The organism is Chromohalobacter sarecensis, assembly GCF_023061135.1.
Classification (GTDB): Bacteria; Pseudomonadota; Gammaproteobacteria; order Pseudomonadales; family Halomonadaceae; genus Chromohalobacter; species Chromohalobacter sarecensis.
Genome location: NZ_JAKGAN010000003.1, coordinates 124,682 through 144,523, shown reverse-complemented (window position 1 = coordinate 144,523; position 19,842 = coordinate 124,682). Strand labels below are relative to the sequence as shown.

General features: G+C 60.5%; 16 protein-coding genes. 4 read left to right on the top strand and 12 right to left on the bottom strand.

What is annotated here, in order from left to right:
• Positions 1–81: 81 nt before the first annotated feature.
• From tldD to L1071_RS06365, 7 genes are all read right to left on the bottom strand, one after another.
• Positions 82–1,536 (bottom strand): metalloprotease TldD, encoded by a 1,455-nt coding sequence (gene tldD / locus L1071_RS06395; RefSeq protein ID WP_246970114.1) that lies wholly within the window; start codon positions 1,534–1,536, stop codon positions 82–84.
• Complete coding sequence (locus L1071_RS06390) at positions 1,533–5,423, bottom strand: YhdP family phospholipid transporter (RefSeq protein WP_246970111.1); 3,891 nt, start codon at positions 5,421–5,423, stop codon at positions 1,533–1,535. Before L1071_RS06390 ends, tldD begins: the two co-directional genes overlap by 4 nt.
• Before the next feature lie 4 nt (positions 5,424–5,427).
• A complete protein-coding gene (rng, locus tag L1071_RS06385; RefSeq protein WP_246970108.1) occupies positions 5,428–6,891 on the bottom strand; it encodes a ribonuclease G in 1,464 nt (487 codons plus the stop codon).
• Between the two features lie 31 nt (positions 6,892–6,922).
• The gene (locus L1071_RS06380) at positions 6,923–7,525 is read right to left on the bottom strand and encodes a Maf family protein (protein WP_246970105.1); all 603 of its coding nucleotides are present in this window, start codon (positions 7,523–7,525) and stop codon (positions 6,923–6,925) included.
• Between the two features lie 52 nt (positions 7,526–7,577).
• Positions 7,578–8,036 carry a rod shape-determining protein MreD gene (gene mreD / locus L1071_RS06375; RefSeq protein WP_378110470.1) on the bottom strand — a complete coding sequence of 153 codons (459 nt, stop codon included), beginning with the start codon at positions 8,034–8,036 and terminating at the stop codon, positions 7,578–7,580.
• Positions 8,037–8,056: 20 nt separating this feature from the next.
• On the bottom strand, positions 8,057–8,980 hold the full coding sequence (mreC, locus tag L1071_RS06370) for a rod shape-determining protein MreC (RefSeq protein ID WP_343315508.1): 924 nt from the start codon (positions 8,978–8,980) through the stop codon (positions 8,057–8,059).
• Between the two features lie 123 nt (positions 8,981–9,103).
• The gene (locus L1071_RS06365) at positions 9,104–10,141 is read right to left on the bottom strand and encodes a rod shape-determining protein (protein ID WP_040241875.1); all 1,038 of its coding nucleotides are present in this window, start codon (positions 10,139–10,141) and stop codon (positions 9,104–9,106) included.
• A 189-nt stretch (positions 10,142–10,330) separates the two neighbouring features.
• On the opposite strand from L1071_RS06365, the gene gatC reads away from it, so the two are divergent.
• The 3 genes from gatC to gatB are packed head-to-tail and all read left to right on the top strand — an operon-like array spanning position 10,331 to position 13,571.
• On the top strand, positions 10,331–10,618 hold the full coding sequence (gene gatC, locus L1071_RS06360) for an Asp-tRNA(Asn)/Glu-tRNA(Gln) amidotransferase subunit GatC (protein ID WP_246970098.1): 288 nt from the start codon (positions 10,331–10,333) through the stop codon (positions 10,616–10,618).
• A 41-nt stretch (positions 10,619–10,659) separates the two neighbouring features.
• Positions 10,660–12,120, top strand: a complete 1,461-nt coding sequence (gene gatA, locus L1071_RS06355; RefSeq protein WP_246970096.1) for an Asp-tRNA(Asn)/Glu-tRNA(Gln) amidotransferase subunit GatA — start codon at positions 10,660–10,662, stop codon at positions 12,118–12,120.
• The gene (gatB, locus tag L1071_RS06350) at positions 12,120–13,571 is read left to right on the top strand and encodes an Asp-tRNA(Asn)/Glu-tRNA(Gln) amidotransferase subunit GatB (protein WP_246971121.1); all 1,452 of its coding nucleotides are present in this window, start codon (positions 12,120–12,122) and stop codon (positions 13,569–13,571) included. The genes gatA and gatB overlap by 1 nt, the downstream gene beginning before the upstream one ends.
• 81 nt (positions 13,572–13,652) lie before the next feature.
• Here gatB and L1071_RS06345 read toward each other — a convergent pair.
• Positions 13,653–15,019 (bottom strand): IS3 family transposase gene (locus tag L1071_RS06345; RefSeq protein WP_246970094.1). Its coding sequence is split into 2 segments (ribosomal slippage): positions 13,653–14,557 and positions 14,557–15,019, totalling 1,368 coding nucleotides; the frame shifts between segments, so codons are not numbered across the junction.
• Complete coding sequence (locus L1071_RS06340; RefSeq protein ID WP_246970092.1) at positions 14,991–16,211, bottom strand: type VI secretion system Vgr family protein; 1,221 nt, start codon at positions 16,209–16,211, stop codon at positions 14,991–14,993. The genes L1071_RS06345 and L1071_RS06340 overlap by 29 nt, the downstream gene beginning before the upstream one ends.
• Before the next feature lie 139 nt (positions 16,212–16,350).
• Between L1071_RS06340 and L1071_RS06335 the strand changes: the two genes are divergently transcribed.
• Positions 16,351–16,620: a PAAR domain-containing protein gene (locus L1071_RS06335; protein ID WP_246970090.1), complete on the top strand. Its 270-nt coding sequence runs from the start codon at positions 16,351–16,353 to the stop codon at positions 16,618–16,620.
• On the opposite strand, the gene L1071_RS06330 is transcribed toward L1071_RS06335, so the two are convergent.
• The 3 genes from L1071_RS06330 to L1071_RS06320 form a co-directional block, all read right to left on the bottom strand.
• The gene (locus tag L1071_RS06330) at positions 16,611–17,762 is read right to left on the bottom strand and encodes a hypothetical protein (protein ID WP_246970089.1); all 1,152 of its coding nucleotides are present in this window, start codon (positions 17,760–17,762) and stop codon (positions 16,611–16,613) included. The two genes, L1071_RS06335 and L1071_RS06330, sit on opposite strands and share 10 nt — an antisense overlap.
• A gap of 2 nt (positions 17,763–17,764) precedes the next feature.
• The gene (gene tssA, locus L1071_RS06325) at positions 17,765–18,871 is read right to left on the bottom strand and encodes a type VI secretion system protein TssA (RefSeq protein WP_246970087.1); all 1,107 of its coding nucleotides are present in this window, start codon (positions 18,869–18,871) and stop codon (positions 17,765–17,767) included.
• A 258-nt stretch (positions 18,872–19,129) separates the two neighbouring features.
• Positions 19,130–19,660 (bottom strand): Hcp family type VI secretion system effector, encoded by a 531-nt coding sequence (locus L1071_RS06320; RefSeq protein WP_246970084.1) that lies wholly within the window; start codon positions 19,658–19,660, stop codon positions 19,130–19,132.
• Positions 19,661–19,842: the final 182 nt, after the last annotated feature.

The window sequence follows — 19,842 nt, the reverse complement described above, 5'->3', positions numbered from 1 at the left end:
CGCCTGGAAGAAGGAAGGAAATCACATACCTTGGCTTTCTCTTCGCTCTTCCTTCTTTTTGCTTACTTCTTCGCTCTGCCCTCAGGACTGCGTTCCGCCGACGGTGAGTTCGTCGATCTTGAGTGTCGGCTGGCCCACGCCGACCGGCACGCCTTGGCCTTCCTTACCGCAGACACCAATACCGGTATCCAGCTCGAGGTCGTGTCCGATCATCGATACCTGCTGCATCACCTCTGGCCCGTTGCCGATCAAGGTCGCCCCTTTGACCGGCGCGGTGATCTTGCCGTCCTCGATCAAATAGGCCTCGGAGGCGGAGAACACGAAACGTCCCGAGGTGATATCGACCTGGCCACCACCGAAGCTCACCGCATAGATGCCCCGCTTGACGCTCTTGACGATATCCTCGGGATCATCCTGGCCGGCCAGCATGCAGGTATTGGTCATGCGCGGCATGGTGACGTGTGCGTAGGACTCGCGACGCGCATTGCCGGTGGGGGCCATGCCCATCAAGCGTGCGTTGAGCTTGTCCTGCATGTAACCCTTGAGAATACCGTCCTCGATCAGCGTGTTGCGCTGACTCGGCGTCCCCTCGTCATCCACGCTCAACGATCCGCGACGGTCGGATAGCGTCCCGTCGTCGATGACCGTCACACCGGGCGCGGCCACGCGCTCACCGATGCGCCCTGCGAAAGCCGAGCTGCCTTTGCGGTTGAAGTCCCCTTCAAGACCGTGCCCCACCGCCTCGTGAAGCAGAATACCGGGCCAGCCGTTGCCCAACACCACCGGCATCTGTCCGGCCGGCGCATCGACCGCTTCCAGGTTGACCTTTGCCTGACGTACCGCCTCCTTGGCGAAGCGCTCCGCCACGTTCTCGTCGCGCAGCCGTGCCATCGAGTAGCGACCACCACCGCCAGCGCTACCGCGTTCGCGACGCCCGTCACGCATGGCGATGACACTGACATTGAAACGCACCAAGGGACGAACATCGGCCGCGAGCGTACCATCGCTGGCACGCACCATGACCACTTCATAGGTGCCCGACAGCGAAGCACTGACCTGCGTGATACTCGGATCAGCAGCCCGTGCCACGCGATCCGCCGTCTTGAGCATGGCGATTTTATCCTCGGCGGAAAGCCCTGCCAGAGGATCGACATCGGCATAGTGACGCGTAGGCATGGCAGTCTGCACCGCCTGGGGCGGCAAGCGTTCGCCGCTCCGCGCAATGCCCGCTGCGATACGCCCGGTATCGGCCAGCGCATCGGCACTTATCTGGTTGGAGTAGGCAAAGCCGGTCTTTTCCCCGGTCAGGGTACGCACACCGACACCGCCGTCGATGCTGTAGCCAGCCTCCTTGACGTCGCCGTCCTCGAGAATCCAGCTTTCTTGCCAGGTACGTTGAAAATATAAGTCGGCATAATCGATGCCCGGCCCCATGGCGTGGCCCAGGCCAGTATCCAGCGCCGCCAGGTCGAGACCGCCCGGCGCGAGGAGCAATGAGGTCGCCTGATTCAGGGCGCTGTCGTTGAGTGCGTTCATCGGGCGCTTTCCAGTGTCAGTTGCGGCGACGACCATGGGCCGTGCACGCGGTAATGTATCTGCGTTGCCTTATCGAGCCAGCCGCCGAAAAGCTTGTGGGCAAGGTACAACCCCACACCTACTTGCGGCGCACCAACGAGCACGGCCGCCAGCGGTAAATTCTGGCTCACCGGCACAGTGATACCCAGTCGTTGATTCAGTGTACGCTGCACGAGATCGGCTTCGCCTTGCAAGGTAAAATGGGTGGCCGAACCGTCGATTTCAACCGGGCCTCGGGTCACGAGCTTGCCGTCGAACAGCGTCGCCTCACCGTTCATGCTATTGAAAGCCGTCCCCTCCTGGGTAATATCGGAGAAGTCCAGCGTCAATCGACGGAAGATGTTATCCAGATTGAGCAGCCCCACCAGCTTGGCCGGGCCCGAGTCGACCTGCCGGAAACGACCATTGGTCAACGCCAGCGACGCGCTGCCCTGCGAGCGTTCCACGGCAAATTGCCATGGCGCGCCGGGCCATGCCAAGCGCGCATTCAGGTCCACGCTTTCGCTATTGACCACTTCAGGCTGCCCCAGACGAACCAGGGCGTCGCCGAGATTGCTGCCCTTCAGGGCCAACCGCGCACGCGTCAGGCTGTCTTCGCGTCCGGCAGTTTCCCAAGCCAGTTCACCGCTCGCCGTCACGCCGTTGACCACCAGCGACAATGGCTTGATATCCAGACGCTGTGATGAGGTCTGCCAGTCGGCGTCGAGCGGCCCGAAGTTTTGTCCGTCACGATGCAGCTCGCCGACATGCAGGCGCCCATCCGGCCAGTCTTGCATGCCATCCGGCAGCGCTACGGGGTCGGGAGGCGTGGCGATTTCATCACTAAGTTTCACCTTACCATCGCCTTGAGCATCATCCTCGGCAGGCCACAGAGTGTCGAGATCGAGGCGCGTGAGATTAATATCCACCGGACGCGGCGCCTCGGGTCGCCACTGCGCTTCTCCCGCCGCAACGGGGCCCGCCAGCGCCAATTGCCATCCATCCTCGAGCGGGGTGACATCGGCTTGTAATGCCCCCTGACATTGGTCGTCGAGAATGACACAAGGCGTCGAGACAGTAATACGCTGCACACCACTCGAGACGTCCTCGCCCCCACCGCTGGATATATCGTCCGGCAAGCCCTTGGGTTGCGTGGTGACTTGACGGTTGAGATCACGTTCACGCAGCAGCGATATCCATTGTTGCGGATCCAGGCGAGGCGGCTCCCAGTTTACGCTCCAGCCATCCTGCTGTGGCCACTGCGGCGCTTGGGGCCAATTCTCCAACCATGCCTGGCCCTGCAAGCGCTCGTCTCGCGTACGCCAGCGCAACCGCCCCCAGTCCGATATCTGGACCTGGCCACTGCCCGATGCTACATCCGCGTTGATTTCTAGGGGCTCCGTTTCGTCAACGGCCTTGCCAAAGGGAGTTGGCAGGCGCAGCGCCAGGCCTTCGAGGTCGCTGGTAACCCGCACGCTCGCATTGTCCTCGTCGTCGAAGGTGACCCGCGCGCGATATGGCAATGTTCCTTCGGCAAGCGCAGGCTGCGGCGCCAGGCGCGCCCAGCTCAAGAGTCCCTCGGCGCTGGCACCGCCCGTGAAGGTGAAACCGTCACCCCCCATGTCCAGCGTGCCCTTCATGTCGCCCCCCAATGCCCGCGCGCTCACGTCACCGGTCAGCAGGTCCTGATCCTTGAGATGGCGATAACGCAAATCGCCCTCAACATCCTCGAGCGGAAGGCGCAACATGCCGAGATACAGTCGCGAAGCCTCGATACGCCCCTGAATGTCGGCCTTCATCGTTTCAGGGATCGCCAGCGGAATCGTCATGTCGAGATCGGCCTCGACCTGGCCCTCGCTTTGCCAAGCGGCAAAGGTGTCGCTGAGACCTTCCAGCGGTGCCTCGGCGAGATAATCCAGCAAGGCCTGGCTCGAGCCCGTAATCGGCCCGCGCACTCCCAACGTATCGCCGACCATCAAGACGCGGGCATCGCGCGTTTCCAGGCCCATGCTCGTAGCGTGATCGACTTGCGCAACCAAGGTCTGGTTATCGACATCCAGATGACCGGCAACGTTTTCCAACGCTGGCCACTCGGGATCATAGGGGATCCGGCCCTGCTCGACATCGAGCTCCAGTTGCAGATGATCATCAGGATTGACGAACAACTCCCCTTCGGGTGCCTCGCGCTCGGTCAGCGTCTGCGACAACGACAGGCTGCCTTGGGAGACACGCCCACTAACCTGCGATAGCCAATCGAGCAGTTCGTCGTCCATGGTTTGGGTGGGTAACCAGTCGAGCAGCGGCGTATCGATCGCATCGGCATTGGAAAACGCCAGGTCGAGATCGAGACGCCCGGGCGTATCCTCGGCCATCGGTAGGTGCGTCGCGAAGGTACCGCTCACCTCTGCCCCACGCCAATTGGCTTGCAACGCCTGGCCTTTGATATCGAAGGCGTTGTCGTCACGTTGCCAGTCGACACGCCCGGTCGCGGCATCCACCGCAATCGGCTGGGGGTAGACGTCGGGAAACGCGAGCGTCATCTCCGGCTCATGGCGAAAACGCACGCTGCCCGAGGCATTGTCGGTGGTCACCCAAGCGCTGAATGGCCCGCCACCGGGAATCCCGTTCCAAGCTGACACGCGTGCGCCCGTCAACGCTGTGCGTGAAAACCAGCGGCCGTCATGACGCCCGACCTCGAGGCCGTCGACATGCCCCTGCGGAGACAAGCGCTCGAGCATTCGTGCATGCTCATCCGATAACGGCAACATGCCGCCCCAGGCGGCCAATGCACCGAGAGAAAAATCACTGCTACGCAGCCACCAATCGCCACCTTCAACGCGTGCCTGTAATCGCTCGGGCAAGGGGGACCCTTCACGGTCGTCGCCGTCACGCTTGGCAACCAGACCGTTGGCCCAGATATCCCAGTCGCCCTCGTCATCCCGTAACGCCTGAGCACGCACGCCGATATCCTCGAACGCCAGCGGCGGGCCATCACGCCGCGTGATACCCAGTTTGGGTAGCGACAAGCGCAGGCGAGCGTCCTCGAGGCGGGCATCATGCCAGCGGGCCCACAGCCGGGCGTCGCCCTCTACCGTCTCCAATGTGTAGCGTTGCTGAGCCGTCAAGACCTGGCCCAAGGCACGCAGCCCTTGAGCGTTGACGTCGACTTGCAGGGCGGCATTGAAGGCGCCCAGTCCACGACGTCCAGGTAGCACCTCAAGCACCGCGCTCAAGGCAGCCTCCGGTTGGCCGTCGACATGCATCTGGCCTTCGAGATGAGCCTTTGAATCACCGCCAGCCATCAACACACGCGGTGCAACGAGCGTGACATCGTCCTGTCGTCCATGCAGCACCACGCGCACATCATGAATAGCGACACGCTGACGCAGAAGAGCGCCGACCCAACGGTCGATATCGGCGAGGCGGAAACGCCCCGGCGCCTGAATCTCATCGGGCACTTCCGCCGAGGGCCAGCCCCACCCGCCTTCGGCATTCTGGTAGAGATGAAGCGTCGCTTGTTCGACCTCGGCCTTTTCGAAAACGGGATACCCCGCGCGCAGCGACGCCAAGGTATCGAGACGCGCATGGGCGCTATCGATACTCAGCAGAGGCGGCGCTTGGGGCGCCTTGGCGCGCAAGGTCATACCCGAAAGCCTCGCCGACGGATCCCAACCATGCCAATCGGCACCGAGATGCTCGAGCTCGGCATCGGCGCTAAAACGCTCGGCAAGCTGGGCTTCGATATCATCGCTAAACGCGTCAGCCTGCGTCGCCAGGCCGCGCGCCACCAGCAGCGCCAGCGCGATGATGCTCAGCACCACCGCCACGATCGTGAGTGTCCAGCGCCACCCTCCTCGCAACGCGTTCATGGGCTCACATCAGCACGATGTCGTACTGCTCCTGAGAATAATGGGCTTCGACCTGGAAGCGAATCGTCTTGCCGATGAAGGCTTCCAGATCCGCCACCGCCGTCGATTCCTCGTCGAGCAGGCGATCCACCACCCCCTGAGAAGCCAGCACCATGTAGGTTTCCGGACTGTAGGCACGCTCCTCGCGCAGGATTTCCCGAAATATCTCGTAGCACACGGTCTCCGGTGTCTTGAGCGTTCCGCGTCCCTGGCAGGTCAGGCAAGGTTCGCACAGGGTCTGCTCGAGACTTTCACGGGTTCGCTTGCGCGTGACCTGCACCAAACCGAGTTCGGTCACGCCGGTCAACTTGTTCTTGGCGTGGTCGCGTTCCAGCGCCTTCTCGAGAACACGTAAGACCTGTCGCTGATGCTCGAGTTCTTCCATATCGATGAAATCGATGATGATGATGCCACCCAGATTGCGTAGCCGCAGTTGCCGCGCAATCGCCGTGGCCGCCTCGAGGTTGGTCTTGAAGATGGTCTCCTCGAGATTGCGATGCCCCACGTAACCGCCGGTATTGACATCGATGGTGGTCATCGCCTCGGTCTGGTCGATCACCAGATATCCGCCCGATTTGAGCTGTACCTTACGCCCCAGCGCTTTCTGGATCTCGTCTTCGACACTATAGAGATCGAACAACGGACGCTCACCAGGATAATATTCGATGCACGACTCGACATCGGGCATGAACTCCTTGGCGAACTCCTTGAGCTTGGCGTAGTTTTCACGCGAGTCTATGCGTACGCGCTCGATATCGGCGCGCATCACGTCGCGCAGCGTGCGGATGAATAGCGGCAGGTCGTCGTAAAGAAGTGCCGGCGGCGTAGCGCTGTGGCGTCGCTCATCGACCTTGCGCCAGAGCCGCAACAAAAAATGCATGTCGGTCGCCAGCTCTTCCTGCCCCACACCCTCGGCAGCCGTGCGGATGATCACACCCCCCGGCGCCTCATCGTGCATTGCCGCCTGGGAGGCTTCGATCAACGTCTTGAGTCGCTCGCGTTCGCCTTCATCCTCGATACGCTGGGAGACACCCGTATGCGGCGAGTCGGGCATATACACCAGATAGCGCGACGGCACCGACAGATGCGTGGTCAGGCGCGCCCCTTTCGAGGCGATGGGGTCCTTGGTGACCTGCACGACCAAAGTCTGCCCTTCCTGGAGCAAATGCGAGATCGTGGTGTGTTCATCGATGCTCGCGTTGGGCGCAACGACCTCGTTGACATGGATGAAGGCCGCCTTTTCGAGCCCGATATCCACGAAGGCGGCCTGCATGCCCGGCAGTACCCGCACCACCTTACCCTTGTAGATATTGCCCACGATGCCACGTCGGCGGCTGCGTTCGATGAAGGCTTCTTGCAAGACACCGTTCTCGACCACGGCGACGCGCGTCTCCATGGGCGTCAAATTGATCAGTACCTCGCCGCTCATGCGTTGCCCCTAACCAGATTATCTGTCGGCATTATGGCACAGCCAAGCGCTCGCCCCACAGCGATACACCTTGGCGCGTCAATAACTTGGCGGTCTCGAAAAGGGGCAACCCCACCACTGCGGAGTGACTGCCTTCGATGTGCTCAACGAAGATTGCCGCCAACCCTTGAATGGCATAGGCACCGGCCTTGTCAACGGGCTCGCCACTGCGCCAGTACGCATCGATCTCATGGGCTGAGAGCGAACGCAGTGTCACCCGCGTCGTCACGCAAACCGACAACACGCCACGCGGCCCCGCCACCGCGACGCCCGTCATCACATCATGCGTGGTACCCGATAACGCCGTGAGCATGGCGACGGCATCTTCGCGATCACGCGGCTTCCCCAGGATGCGCTGTTCCAACACCACGGCTGTGTCGGCCCCCAATGTGGGTAACGACGTTCCTGCCGCGCCGGCCTGCGCCTTTTCTCTCGCCAGACGCTCTACATAAGCGCCAGGCACTTCCCCCTCCCATGGTGTCTCATCGATATCGGCCGGTGCTACTTCGAGCGTGACGCCGATCGACGCCAACAACTCACGGCGCCGCGGCGAAGCCGAGGCCAGGCGCAACGACGCCCCCTGGGATGTGGACATGTGATTTTTCCTCAGACTGAGGTGGCAGAGGCGACGCGGGTCGAGGCAGCGGTCACACGATTTTCAAGCGACGCCGCAATACTTGCATCATGGTAAACAACCATGGCCACAGGGCTGCGCCTATGAGCGCGGGCAGCAAGAATGCCAGATGGATAGAGACTGGGCCGAAGATCGTGCGCAGCCATTGCTCGACCAATTGAATCAAGCCCAGCAGGACGAACATCAGGACGGCCTGCTGCCAGATGGAATAGGCACGCAGGCGTTGATAGAGCAAGAGACACAAATAGGTGAGCAGCGACAACGTCAACGCGTTTTGACCCAAGGGCGTACCTTCGATCAGATCCAGCAGCAAGCCGAGCACAAAACCATGGAAGACGCCGACGCGCTGAGGGGCGGCAATACACCAATAAGCCAATGCCAGACCGAGCCAATTGGGTCGCCACATCAGCCATGCATCGGGCAGCGGCATGACCTGCAAGCACAAACTCACCAGCAGGGTGAACCAGATCATGAGAAGTCCTGGCAAGCGCATCATGGACGCGCCCCCTCGCGCTTGTGGGACATGTTCCCCGCGTCACCCTCCATCAACTGCAATGCGGCCTCGATATTGACATCGCTGGTGACCGCCGCTGCCGCAGGCGAGGGAAATAGCAGCAAGAAGTGCCGTGAGCGCTCGGGTTGCGCAAGCGGTCGCGCTTCGACTCTAGCGAAAGAATGCTGGCCATCCTTATCCACCTGTGTGATCTCCGCGACAGGATAGCCCTCGGGAAAGCGCCCGCCCAAGCCCGAGGTCGTGAGCAAGTCACCTTCCTTGATATCAGCGGTCGCCGGCACATTGAGGACATTCAGCGTATCGAGGCTGCCGGAACCCTGGACGATGAAACGCTGCCCACTGCGATTGACCTGAACCGGTACCGCATTATTGGCGTCGCTCACCATCAGTACACGGCTGGTATACGCGGATACGGCAATGACCTGCCCGATCAAGCCGGAGGCATCCATAACCGGTTGCCCGGAATAGACACCATCACGACGTCCCCGTCCGATCACCATCTGCTGGGTGAAAGGGTCGGAATCCAACGACAATAGCTCGGCCGTTATATAGGGCACCTCATCGCGCGGCGCAGCGTTGAGTAACTCTCGCAGGCGCACGTTTTCCGCCGTCAGGTTGGCCATGCGCTGCACGCGATGCGACAGCGTCAGCAACTGCTGGCGCAAGCGCTGATTCTCTTCCACCAGGGCACGCTGATCAGAAAAGACCAGTGCCGCCCAGGACAACCCCTCGCTGGGCAGGCTCACCGCCCATTGCACCGGCGCCACAACGGTCGTCAAGTGCGCGCGCATGTCATCCATGAAGGGCAGACGATGCTCCGCGAACATCAAGGCGAAGGCGGCTACCGCACATAACAGCATGCGATAGCTAGGCACCGGGCCGTGCGAAAACAGAGGTTTAATAAGCTTTCCTCCGCAGACGGGGCGCAAGACCCATAACGACTGGACACACGCTGGAAGCCACTCGCGACGCGCGTGGCTTCCAGGCAAGCGTATCGGCGCTAATAGGACGAGCGCCCGAGTGCGTCAATCGCTGGACAGCAACTCGAAGGTCCGCTGATCGATCATTTCCAGCGCCTTGCCGCCACCACGGGCCACACACGTCAGTGAGTCCTCGGCGACGATCACCGGCAAGCCCGTCTCTTCGGCGATCAACTTGTCGATGTCACGCAATAACGCGCCACCGCCAGTCAATACCACGCCGCGCTCGGCGATGTCCGAGGCCAGCTCGGGAGGCGATTGCTCCAAGGCACTCTTGACCGCCGCGACGATGGACGAGAGCGGATCCTGCAAAGCGTCGAGAATCTCGTGCGAATTGAGCGTAAAGCTGCGCGGGATGCCTTCCGCCAGATTGCGACCACGCACATCGATCTCACGCAACTCGCCGCCGGGATAGGCACAGCCGATTTCTTCCTTGATACGCTCAGCGGTCGCCTCACCGATAAGGCTGCCGTAATGACGGCGCACATACGCCGTAATCGCCTCATCGAAGCGGTCGCCCCCGACGCGGATAGACTCGGAATACACCACGCCGTTGAGCGAGATGATCGCGATCTCGGAGGTCCCGCCGCCGATATCGACGACCATCGACCCCGTAGCCTCCTCGACCGGCAGGCCCGCGCCGATGGCCGCCGCCATGGGCTCTTCGATGAGAAAAACCTCACGTGCGCCGGCGCCTTCTGCGGATTCCTTGATGGCGCGCCGCTCGACCTGAGTCGACATGCACGGTACACAGACCAGAACACGCGGGCTCGGCGTCAAGAACGTACTCTGATGCACCTTGCGAATGAAGTGCTGGAGCATCTGCTCGGTGACGGTAAAATCAGCGATGACACCGTCCTTCATGGGACGGATCGCGGTAATGTTGCCAGGGGTACGACCCAGCATACGCTTGGCATCGATCCCCACAGACGCGACGGTACGCATATTGCCAGACTGGCGGATCGCCACGACCGACGGCTCGTCGAGCACGATGCCGCGGCCGCGTACGTAAATCAGTGTGTTGGCGGTACCCAAGTCGATCGACAGATCGCTCGAGAAAAGCCCCCGTAAACGTTTAAACATGGAAGTCTTTCACCTAGTCCAGACCGGAACCCTGTGCGGACGCAAACGGTACCATTGCGGGGGTGGCGCGGCAAGCAAAGGCCTGTCAGCGCTCGCCAGATATGGTAAATTCTGGGGTTATCCCCGGCGTCAGACCTTCATTGGCGTGGCGATGACACGCCGCGCAGTAATCCATAAAAGGCAATCGATATGGCGATCGAACATGCAGACGTGCTCCGCGCCGCCCACTTGGCCCGCGTCGGCTTGAGTGACGACGAAGCAACCGGTTACGTCGACGACTTGAGCCGCATCCTGGAGATGGTCGATCAACTTCAGGCCGTCGATACTCAAGGCATCTCCCCATTGGCGCATCCACTGGATGCCACCCAGCGCCTGCGCCCCGACGAGGTGACCGAACATAGCCAGCGCGAACGCTTCCAGGCCTGCGCCCCGGCCACCGAGGACGGCCTCTATCTCGTCCCGCGCGTCGTCGAGTGAAGCATCCTCTTCAGGATTCGAACCAGGAGTCATATTTTTCCATGCATGACAAGACCCTCACGGAGCTTGCCGCCGGTCTTCAAGCAGGCAAGTTCTCCAGCCGTGAGCTGTGCCAGGCGGCTCTCGATCGCATCGAGCGCCTCGATGGCGAGCTCAACAGCTTCATTACCGTGACCGCCGAGCAGGCACTGGCCAACGCCGATGCCGCCGACAGTGCACGCGAAGCCGGCGACGCCGGCCCTCTCGCCGGCCTGCCGCTGGCGCTCAAGGACATCTTCTGTACCCAGGGCGTGCGCACCAGCTGCGGTTCGAAGATGCTCGACGACTTCGTCTCGCCCTACGATGCCTCGGTCGTCGAAAAGCTGCGCCAGGCTGGCGCCGTCAACCTCGGCAAGACCAACATGGACGAGTTTGCCATGGGCTCGTCCAATGAGAGCAGCTTCTATGGACCGGTCAAGAACCCATGGGATCTCAGTGCCGTGCCCGGCGGCTCCTCCGGCGGCAGTGCCGCAGCCGTCGCCGCGGGATTAGTACCGGCGGCACTGGGCACCGATACCGGCGGCTCGATCCGCCAGCCGGCGGCTTTCTGCGGCATCACGGGCTTGAAGCCCACCTACGGGCGTGTTTCGCGCTATGGCATGGTGGCTTTTGCTTCGAGCCTTGACCAAGGCGGCCCGCTGGCGCGTAGCGCCGCCGACTGCGCCTTGTTGCTCGAAGCCATCGCCGGCCACGATGTTCGCGACTCCACCAGCGTGGCGCGTGTCGTACCCGATTACACCGCTGAACTCGATACGTCGCTCGCGGGCCTCAAGATCGGTCTGCCCAAGGAATATTTCGGCGATGGTCTCGACCCCGAAGTCGAAACCGCGGTGCGCGAGGCGATCAAGGTCTATGAATCGCTGGGCGCCAAGGTCTGCGAGGTCAGCCTACCGCATACCCATCTAGCGATTCCCGCCTACTACGTCATTGCCCCGGCGGAGGCGTCATCCAACCTATCGCGTTTCGATGGCGTGCGCTTCGGTCATCGTTGCGACGATCCGACGGATCTCGAAGACCTATACAAGCGCACGCGGGCCGAAGGCTTCGGCGAGGAGGTCAAGCGACGCATCCTGATTGGCACGCACACCCTGTCTGAGGGCTTCTTCGATGCCTATTACCTCAAGGCACAGCAGGTACGCCGCCTGATCCGCCAGGATTTCCTCGATGCCTTCGATGAAGTCGACGTGCTGATGGGCCCGACCGCACCGACGCCCGCGTTCGATCTGGGCGCGCAGAAAGATCCGGTCTCCATGTACTTGCAGGATATCTACACCATCGCCGTCAATCTAGCCGGCATCCCGGGCATAAGCGTTCCCGCCGGCTTCGCCGGTAGCCGCCCTGTAGGCCTCCAGGTACTGGCACCGCACTTCGCTGAAGCGCAACTACTCGGCGTGGCACACCAGTTCCAGCAAGCCACCGACTGGCACCTCAAGCGTCCAGCATTCGGCAAGGAGACGGCATGATGCAGTGGGAAACCGTGATCGGGCTCGAGGTTCACGTTCAGCTCGCCACCCAGTCGAAGATTTTTTCCGGTGCCTCCACCGCCTTCGGTGCCGAGCCCAACACCCAGGCCTGCGCCGTCGATCTTGGCATGCCCGGCGTGCTGCCAGTGCTCAATGAAAATGCCGTGGCCATGGCGGTGAAGTTCGGTCTTGCCATCGACGCCGAGATTCCCGAGACCTCGCTGTTCGAGCGCAAGAATTACTTCTACCCCGATCTACCCAAGGGGTATCAGACCAGCCAGATGGCGCAACCCATCGTCGGCATGGGTAATGTCGAAATCACCCTCGACGACGGGACAACGCGCACGATCCGCGTTCATCACGCCCATCTCGAGGAAGATGCTGGCAAGTCGCTCCACGAGGACTATCACGGTATGACCGGCATCGACCTCAACCGTGCCGGCACACCGCTTCTGGAGATCGTTTCCGAACCCGACATGCGTTCGGCCAAGGAAGCCGTCGCCTATATTCGCGCGATTCATGCCATCGTCACCTATCTCGGCATCTCCGACGGCAACATGGCCGAAGGCTCGATGCGCTGTGACGTCAACGTCTCGGTACGCCCCAAGGGCCAGGCGGCATTCGGCACACGCGCGGAAATCAAGAACGTCAACTCGTTCCGTTTCGTCGAAAAGGCCATCGCCTTCGAGGTGGAGCGCCAGATCGAACTCATCGAGGACGGCGGGCAGGTCATTCAGGAAACCCGCCTGTTCGACCCCGAGCGCGACGAAACGCGTGCCATGCGCACCAAGGAGGAAGCCAACGATTACCGTTACTTCCCCTGCCCCGACCTTCTGCCGGTGACCCTCGACAGCGCCTATATCGACCACCAACGCGCGCTCATGCCTGAGCTTCCCAGCGAGAAGCGTCAGCGTTTCGAGAATCAGTTGGGCCTATCTGCCTACGATGCCGGCGTGCTCGCCTCGAGCCGTGCCATGGCCGAATACTTCGAAGCCGTCAAGGAAGCCTGCGGCGATGCCAAACAAGCCGCCAACTGGGTACAGGGCGAGCTATCGGCCAACCTCAATCGTGAAAACCTGGAGATCGGCGACAGCCCGGTCACCGCCGAGCAGCTCGGCGGCCTCATCCAACGCGTAATGGACGACACCATCAGCGGCAAGGCCGCCAAGCAAGTCTTCCAGGCGCTGTGGGACGGCGAAGCGGACAGCGCCGATGCCATCATCGACGCGCGCGGTCTCAAGCAGGTCACCGATACCGGCGCCATCGAGGGCATGGTCGATCAGGTCATCGCCGACAGCCCGATTCAGGTGGCCCAGTACCGCGAGGCCGATGAAGCCAAACGCGGCAAGATGATCGGCTACTTCGTGGGACAAGTCATGAAGGCCTCACGCGGCACTGCCAATCCACAGCAAGTAAATAGCTTGCTCAAGCAGAAGCTGGATCAGGCTTGATCCGACTGATTGGCAAGCAGCAAGCTGGAAAAAAGCCCATGGCTTTTGAACTGACCCCCAATCGTTGGACGGTTAGTTCTCTTAACCGGCGGCCATGGCCTGAGTCCTGTATTGCACGGGGCTCAGGTCTTTTAGTCTCTGCTTGATCCGCTGATGGTTGTAGTAATGGATGTACTCGGCAATGCCTTGCTGCAATTGCTCAACGGTATCGAACCGGTTCAGATGGAAGTATTCGGCTTTCAGGGTACCGAAAAAACTCTCCATGGCGGCATTGTCCAGACAATTCCCTTTCCGTGACATGCTGCGCAGTATTCGCTTCTCCACCACCAGGCGTCGATAGTTGGGGTGGCGGTAATGCCAACCCTGATCCGAGTGCAATAGAGGCCGATCACCTGGCCTCAGCCGGTCGAAGGCACGCCTCAACATGTGCTTCACCAGGCCGAATACCGGTCGTGGCCCGGTCTGGAAGGCGATAATCTCGCCGTTATACAGATCCATGACCGGTGACAGGTAGAGCTTCTGGTCACCGACCTTGAATTCGGTGATGTCTGTCACCCAGCGTTGATTCGGTCCTTGGGCCTGAAACCGACGCCGTAGCGTATTCGGGGCGGCGTAGCCCTCGGCTCCTCGATAAGCTCGATACCGCTTGGGGCGAACGAGGGATTTCAAGCCCAGTCGTTGCATCAACCGCTGGACGATCTTGTGGTTGATCGCCTCGCCTGCCTGGCGCAGTACAGCGGTGATACGGCGATAGCCATAGCGTCCCTTGTGATGATCATAGATCGCTTGGATACGCGCCTTTAGAGACGCATACAGATCGCCAGCCCTCAGGACCTTGAGCTGGTAGTAGAACGTGCTGCGCGGTAGCGATGCCGCACGCAGCAGCAGCGCCAGTGAGTGCTCATGCCTTAACCCTTGGACGGCTTGGGCTTTTTGCCTCGTGTCGTCGCCCGTTTCTCTCGGGTCAAGGCATCGAGCTTTTTTAGATAGGCATTCTCCGCCCGCAGATAGGCCAGCTCCTCGAGCAGTTCCTCATGGGAGCGCTCACCATCGGTGGGAGGCTCGAGCGGTGAAGATGGGGGCTTCTGGGGCATCGGGCGGCGTCCCGTACGTTTCGGTTCCAAGGCGATTAGGCCACCACTATGGTACTGGCGTTCCCATCTGCCAATAGCGCCAGCGGCACGGATATCAAACAATATCTCGGTCTGTCGGATCGACAAGCCGTCGCGCCACATCTTTTCCAGCACCTCACGCTTGAACGCTGGGCTGTAGTGACGGCGTGTCTGGCGCCATCCCAACGGCCCATGCTGCCGGTACTGCTCCACCCATCGCCTGACCATGGAATAGTCCAGACCCAACTGATGGGCAACCATTTCTAGGCCGACATCTCCATTCAGGTAGTGCTGCACCACTTGCAGCTTAAACTGGTCGCTGTACTGGTTCTTCATAAAAACACCCCGAAGGTTGGATTGGGTGTCCAACTTTCGGTGTGCAGTTCAAGATCGGCAGGGCGTTCTCGGCATGCACGCTAATGCCCAGCAGCAGAAATTGGCGTTCTTCTTCACCGCCGGTGTCGTGCAGCGAGTGCTGGGTGAGTTCGAACCAGCGCCCAGCCTGGAGCTGACGGGCGCCGCCGCTGCCGCGGAAGCGCTTGGCCAGGGATTCGTCCGCCTCGAGGCGATTCTCGGTGAGGCGTTCGCCGCGCTCAAAGCCGTAGTAGTAATACTCACCGGCGTAGTCGTAGACCTCGGTGTCAGGCAGGTTGCCCTGGTCGCTCAGGGTGTCGAGGCCGGTGCGTTTGGTCAGTGACGGCTGCTTGTAGTCGAAGGTGCCGACACTGACACGGGTGGGCTGCTGAGTACGCACGCCGCCCCACTGATTGAGGGCATCCTCGCGCTCGGTGGCATCCTGGCGGTGGAAGCGGATCGTCTGTGGCGAGACCGGTTGGCAGGTGTCGACGTCGTCGGTAATGACCAGGCGGTGGCCATCGAAGGATTGGCGGTCACCGTCGGCACTATTGCTGCCGTTGGCGTTAGCTCCGCTGCCGTTATCGGTCTCACCGTCGTCGTTGCCGGCGGATTCGGACGATTGATATTCAAAATAATACCACAGGCCTTCTTCTTCGCAGAGGCGACTGATGAAGTTGAAGTCGCTCTCGCGGTACTGCACGCAGTAGCTGCGCGCGGGATAGTCACGTCGCAAGTCGAAACGGTAGCGGCCCCTGGCCAGTTCATGACCCTCGAACACCTGGGTCAGCACCTCGACCACCGAGCGATCCTGGAAGATCCGGCTGTCACGGCCCAGCGCGAGCATCTTGAGCCACGGCACCAGGGTGAGCTGGTAGTAGGTGACGCCGCCGTCTTCGCCCAGCAGCGCGGCCTCGGCAACCAGGCCATGCAACTGGCGATAACCGCCGTCGGCCTGCCGGATCGACAGGCTGGCCGGCTGGGCCATCAGCGTCTTGAGTTCGAGATCATTCTGCTGGGAGATGCAGTCCAGGGTATAGCTGAACGGCGCGCTGACGTACTCCTCGCCCACCAGCCGGTGCGGCAGCAGCGACGCCCCGGCAATGTCCAGTGTCAGCAGCCGCTGCGACGGCGACAGGTCAATATCGAAGGTGTCGAGTAAACTGTCAGGCATCGTCTCTTCCATATTGGTCTCTCCGCCGTCACACCACCTGCAGCTTGTATCATCACGGCATAGATGGCTAAATTAATGCTCGTTGATAAGCCTGCTTAGCCAGGCTCGACCTTTCACACTTGTCAGGAAGCCCAGATCGATGAAAGGCATCGTTGTACTCGGTGACGCCACGAGCCATGGCGGAAAAGTCATTACCGCGCAGAGCAGTTACCTGATCGACGGAAAACCCGTCGCCTGCGTCGGTGACAAAGTCACCTGCCCCAAGGACGGCCATGGCAACACCACGGTGATCGTCGAGGGCCACCCGACCATGAAGATCAATGGCAAGCCGATCGCCCTGCATGGCCACAAGACGGCCTGTGGCGCGTCGCTGATCTCCTCGCACAACGGCGACAGCGGTCACGAATGATCCTCTACGCGCCGCGCGACTTCCACTGCATAGCTTCTCAAGGCCCAGGCCTGGGTATGACTCTCTGCGTGGAGAGCCAACACCACTGCATGCCCCTCGGGCTCGATCGCAGCCGCCGCAAGCACGAATAGCAATACTTGAGTAGCTTCCCCACTCCAGCCAACCAGAGCGTCGACGCCTAGGGCGTCGTCGATCGTATCAATACCGGGCCAGCGCTCGATGACCGCCCCACCAAGTTCCACCCCACGTCCTGGCATCCCGATGGCGTCGACCACGAGGCGTGAAGGGGCCGGTGACGAAGCGTCGTCCTGGGTCGCCGGCCAGAGGTCGCCGAGTAGCTCGACCAGCGCCGAGCGCTTGTCATAATCGCGACGCCCGGCACGCGGTGCGTGCTCTCGCCGAATACCCGCGTCGAGCCGCCAACCGCTATTGAATTCGAGAACCTCCGCCGTCAGCCGCTGCACCAGCAGCACCGCAACGGCTTCACCGGGGTAGAGCCCGTCCCCTCGAGAAGATCGCACCAGTATGTCGCGATACTGCATCGACGCTATGTCACCTTCGTTGACCAGTGAATCCACACCGATCCAGAGCACGTAGGGCATGCCCCCCTGCTCGCCAACCGCCAACGCCGCATGCGGATCCTGCTGCTCGGCAAGACGGATTTCTCCCAGGTACGCACCATACTGCGTATCAGCAACCGCGCCACTTAGGCGCTCCTGAATGAGAGAAGCGGCCTCCGGCGATCGAACCGGCGCACTGAGCAGAATGTCGAATGCACTCTCTTTCGGGACCGCCTCAAGCATCATCAGCGCTTCGGCCATCACCGTCTGCACCAGTTGATGCAGCCTGAGCGCCTTGGCATCGAGCCGACCTAGTTGCGGCTCGTTCACCGAGGTCGTGTCACTGACTGGGTGCATCAGCAGACGACAGCCATCCGAGCCGTAAAGCGTCGACGAGAGTTCCGGCGTCGGTGGCTCAGGAATATCCCCACTCCTGATAAAGCCACCCGCTGTCAACGCCAGGCCGTCAATAATCCGAAGCCTGCCGCTTACGTAATCGCAACGCGCCACGCTCGGCTCTTCCAGGGGTTCGCTGACCGAGTGACGCTGCTGAAGACGATCGAAGATCGAAGCACGTTTCATGGTCAATAGTCATCGTCCCTAGACTGAGTACCCAAGGTATCGCGGATATTGTCGATCACTCCGTGATCCTTGATCACATCTTTAAGCCACTCTTCCAGTGGCATGCGGCCCCATTTCACCGCGCGCTCGATCAGGTAAGGCACTGGGCTGTGGGGCTCACGATCCTTGAAGTAGCGGGCAACCCCATTAAGCATCTCGAAGGCTTCTTCACGGCTATTTGGCACCGTTCGCAATGTACCGGGCACCTGAGTCGGCAGCTCAACACTGGGCTCTACACGTTCCGAAGTCGCATCCTTCACCTCCTTCGGAGCGTTCGCTTCGTCTTTCGAGGAAACGCTGACCCCACGCTCGCGAAGCAGCCTTTCAGTGAGGTCGCGACACTGGACAAGCACTTTCTCAAGTTCGGAAAAGTTCGGCGCATCACGTCCGAAACGCTGCTCACTGCTATGCTCCAACTGCCCCAACGCCGTCAGCGCGGTCACAATATCCGCATGACGCTTTTGAAAGAAATCAGTGCCGGTCAACACCACTGAGCGTTGAAATATTTCGTCGTTGATCTTGCCATCGCTCAGTGCACGTTCCATTGCTTCGGGATCGTTGCGAGCCTGATTTTCGACCTGACGCGACTCATCGTAATCGGCCAGTGAGTATCCTTCTTCTGCCATCAATGGCAGCGTCCGCACCACACCGATCAAAGTATCACCTAGCCAACTCAAGCGCGCCGCGCGCTCATCGAGATCGTCTTCATCAAGCTCGGGATAGAGTGTTTCCCAGAATTCATCGAGCAAACGCGCGGCCATCGTCAAGCCAAAGTCGATCCCCTGAAACCCCTCACGGTGAGATAGCCCTTCACATAGCCATCCCACCAGTTGCAGATCCTTGCTCTGCGTCACCAACGCATCACTGGTCAGACTGATGACCTGCCCCCAATCGGATTGTTTCAGTTCGGTCTGCCACTCACCCTGGGGCAAGTAAGTTGGGTCGGCACGACGTGCCTCTTTGATTTCATCGAAGAGGAGCGAGAACGATAGGTCCTCACCTCCAGCATGGCTGCTGCCACCAATAGGCATAAGCAATGCATCGACAGAGAGTTCACCGAGTTGCTCCATGACGTACTTCGTCCTCTTTACGTACCGCTAGAGACTTCAATATTCTCGAGCCAGCGAGCGCTATGAATACATTTTAGCGATGACTCACGCAGTGGGACAAAACTCCGTATCTCGTCCAGCTGGGTCACTCAACGCCACCATATACCCGTGATACTTCGCCTGCATGAAGATGGCCATATTCAAAAAAAAGACAGACCCACCCCCGACACCGGGGATGGGCATATCGCTCAATCACCCACAAGGCGTGGGCACCGCAGCTTAGGAATAAACCTTGTTGCGGGTACGATCCCAGCCACCGGCAACATTGCCGCCGCCCTGACCATCGGAACGCTTCTGCTGGGTGTAAGTGATCTTGATCCGCGCATAGTTGAACTTGACTGTTTCGAAAGGCAGATCATGGCGATCTTCATTTTCGCTCTGCTCAAAGCCAGTGGCAGAGGAAGTTCCTTCCATCTCGGTGGAAGAGACGATCACTTCTTCCAGTTTGATCTCCATGTAGCGGACTTTATCGCCACCAGCACGGTTGACATGCAGCACGACTTCCTTGATGTGCTGACCTTTACAGCAAGATTCGAAGAGTTTGGCAGAAGCCTTGTCAACGAATTTTTGGACGCGGAACTCACTAAGGTTCACACGCTCTGCGGAAGCGCCACCGGAAGAGCTTGCCGTAGCAGACGTTGCCTGACTGGCACCAAAATCGAAGCTCTTTAGCTCGATCCAGTCCGGGTGCTTGTCATCCAGGCTCTCACCGGGAATGCCATCTATTTTCAAGTACGCATCAAAAGCCATTATCTCATTGCTCCTTTTCACTCACACACTGAAGCCACTACCACGTTCAATATTCAAGAGCTTTCACTTGATAAAACGTGACCTGTGACCCACTTTTATTTGCCGCCATGGCGACAACTCCCAACTCAAGCGACCTCCGAAAGGCCCCACCTTCACACGGGGAGATGCAAATCGACATTTCT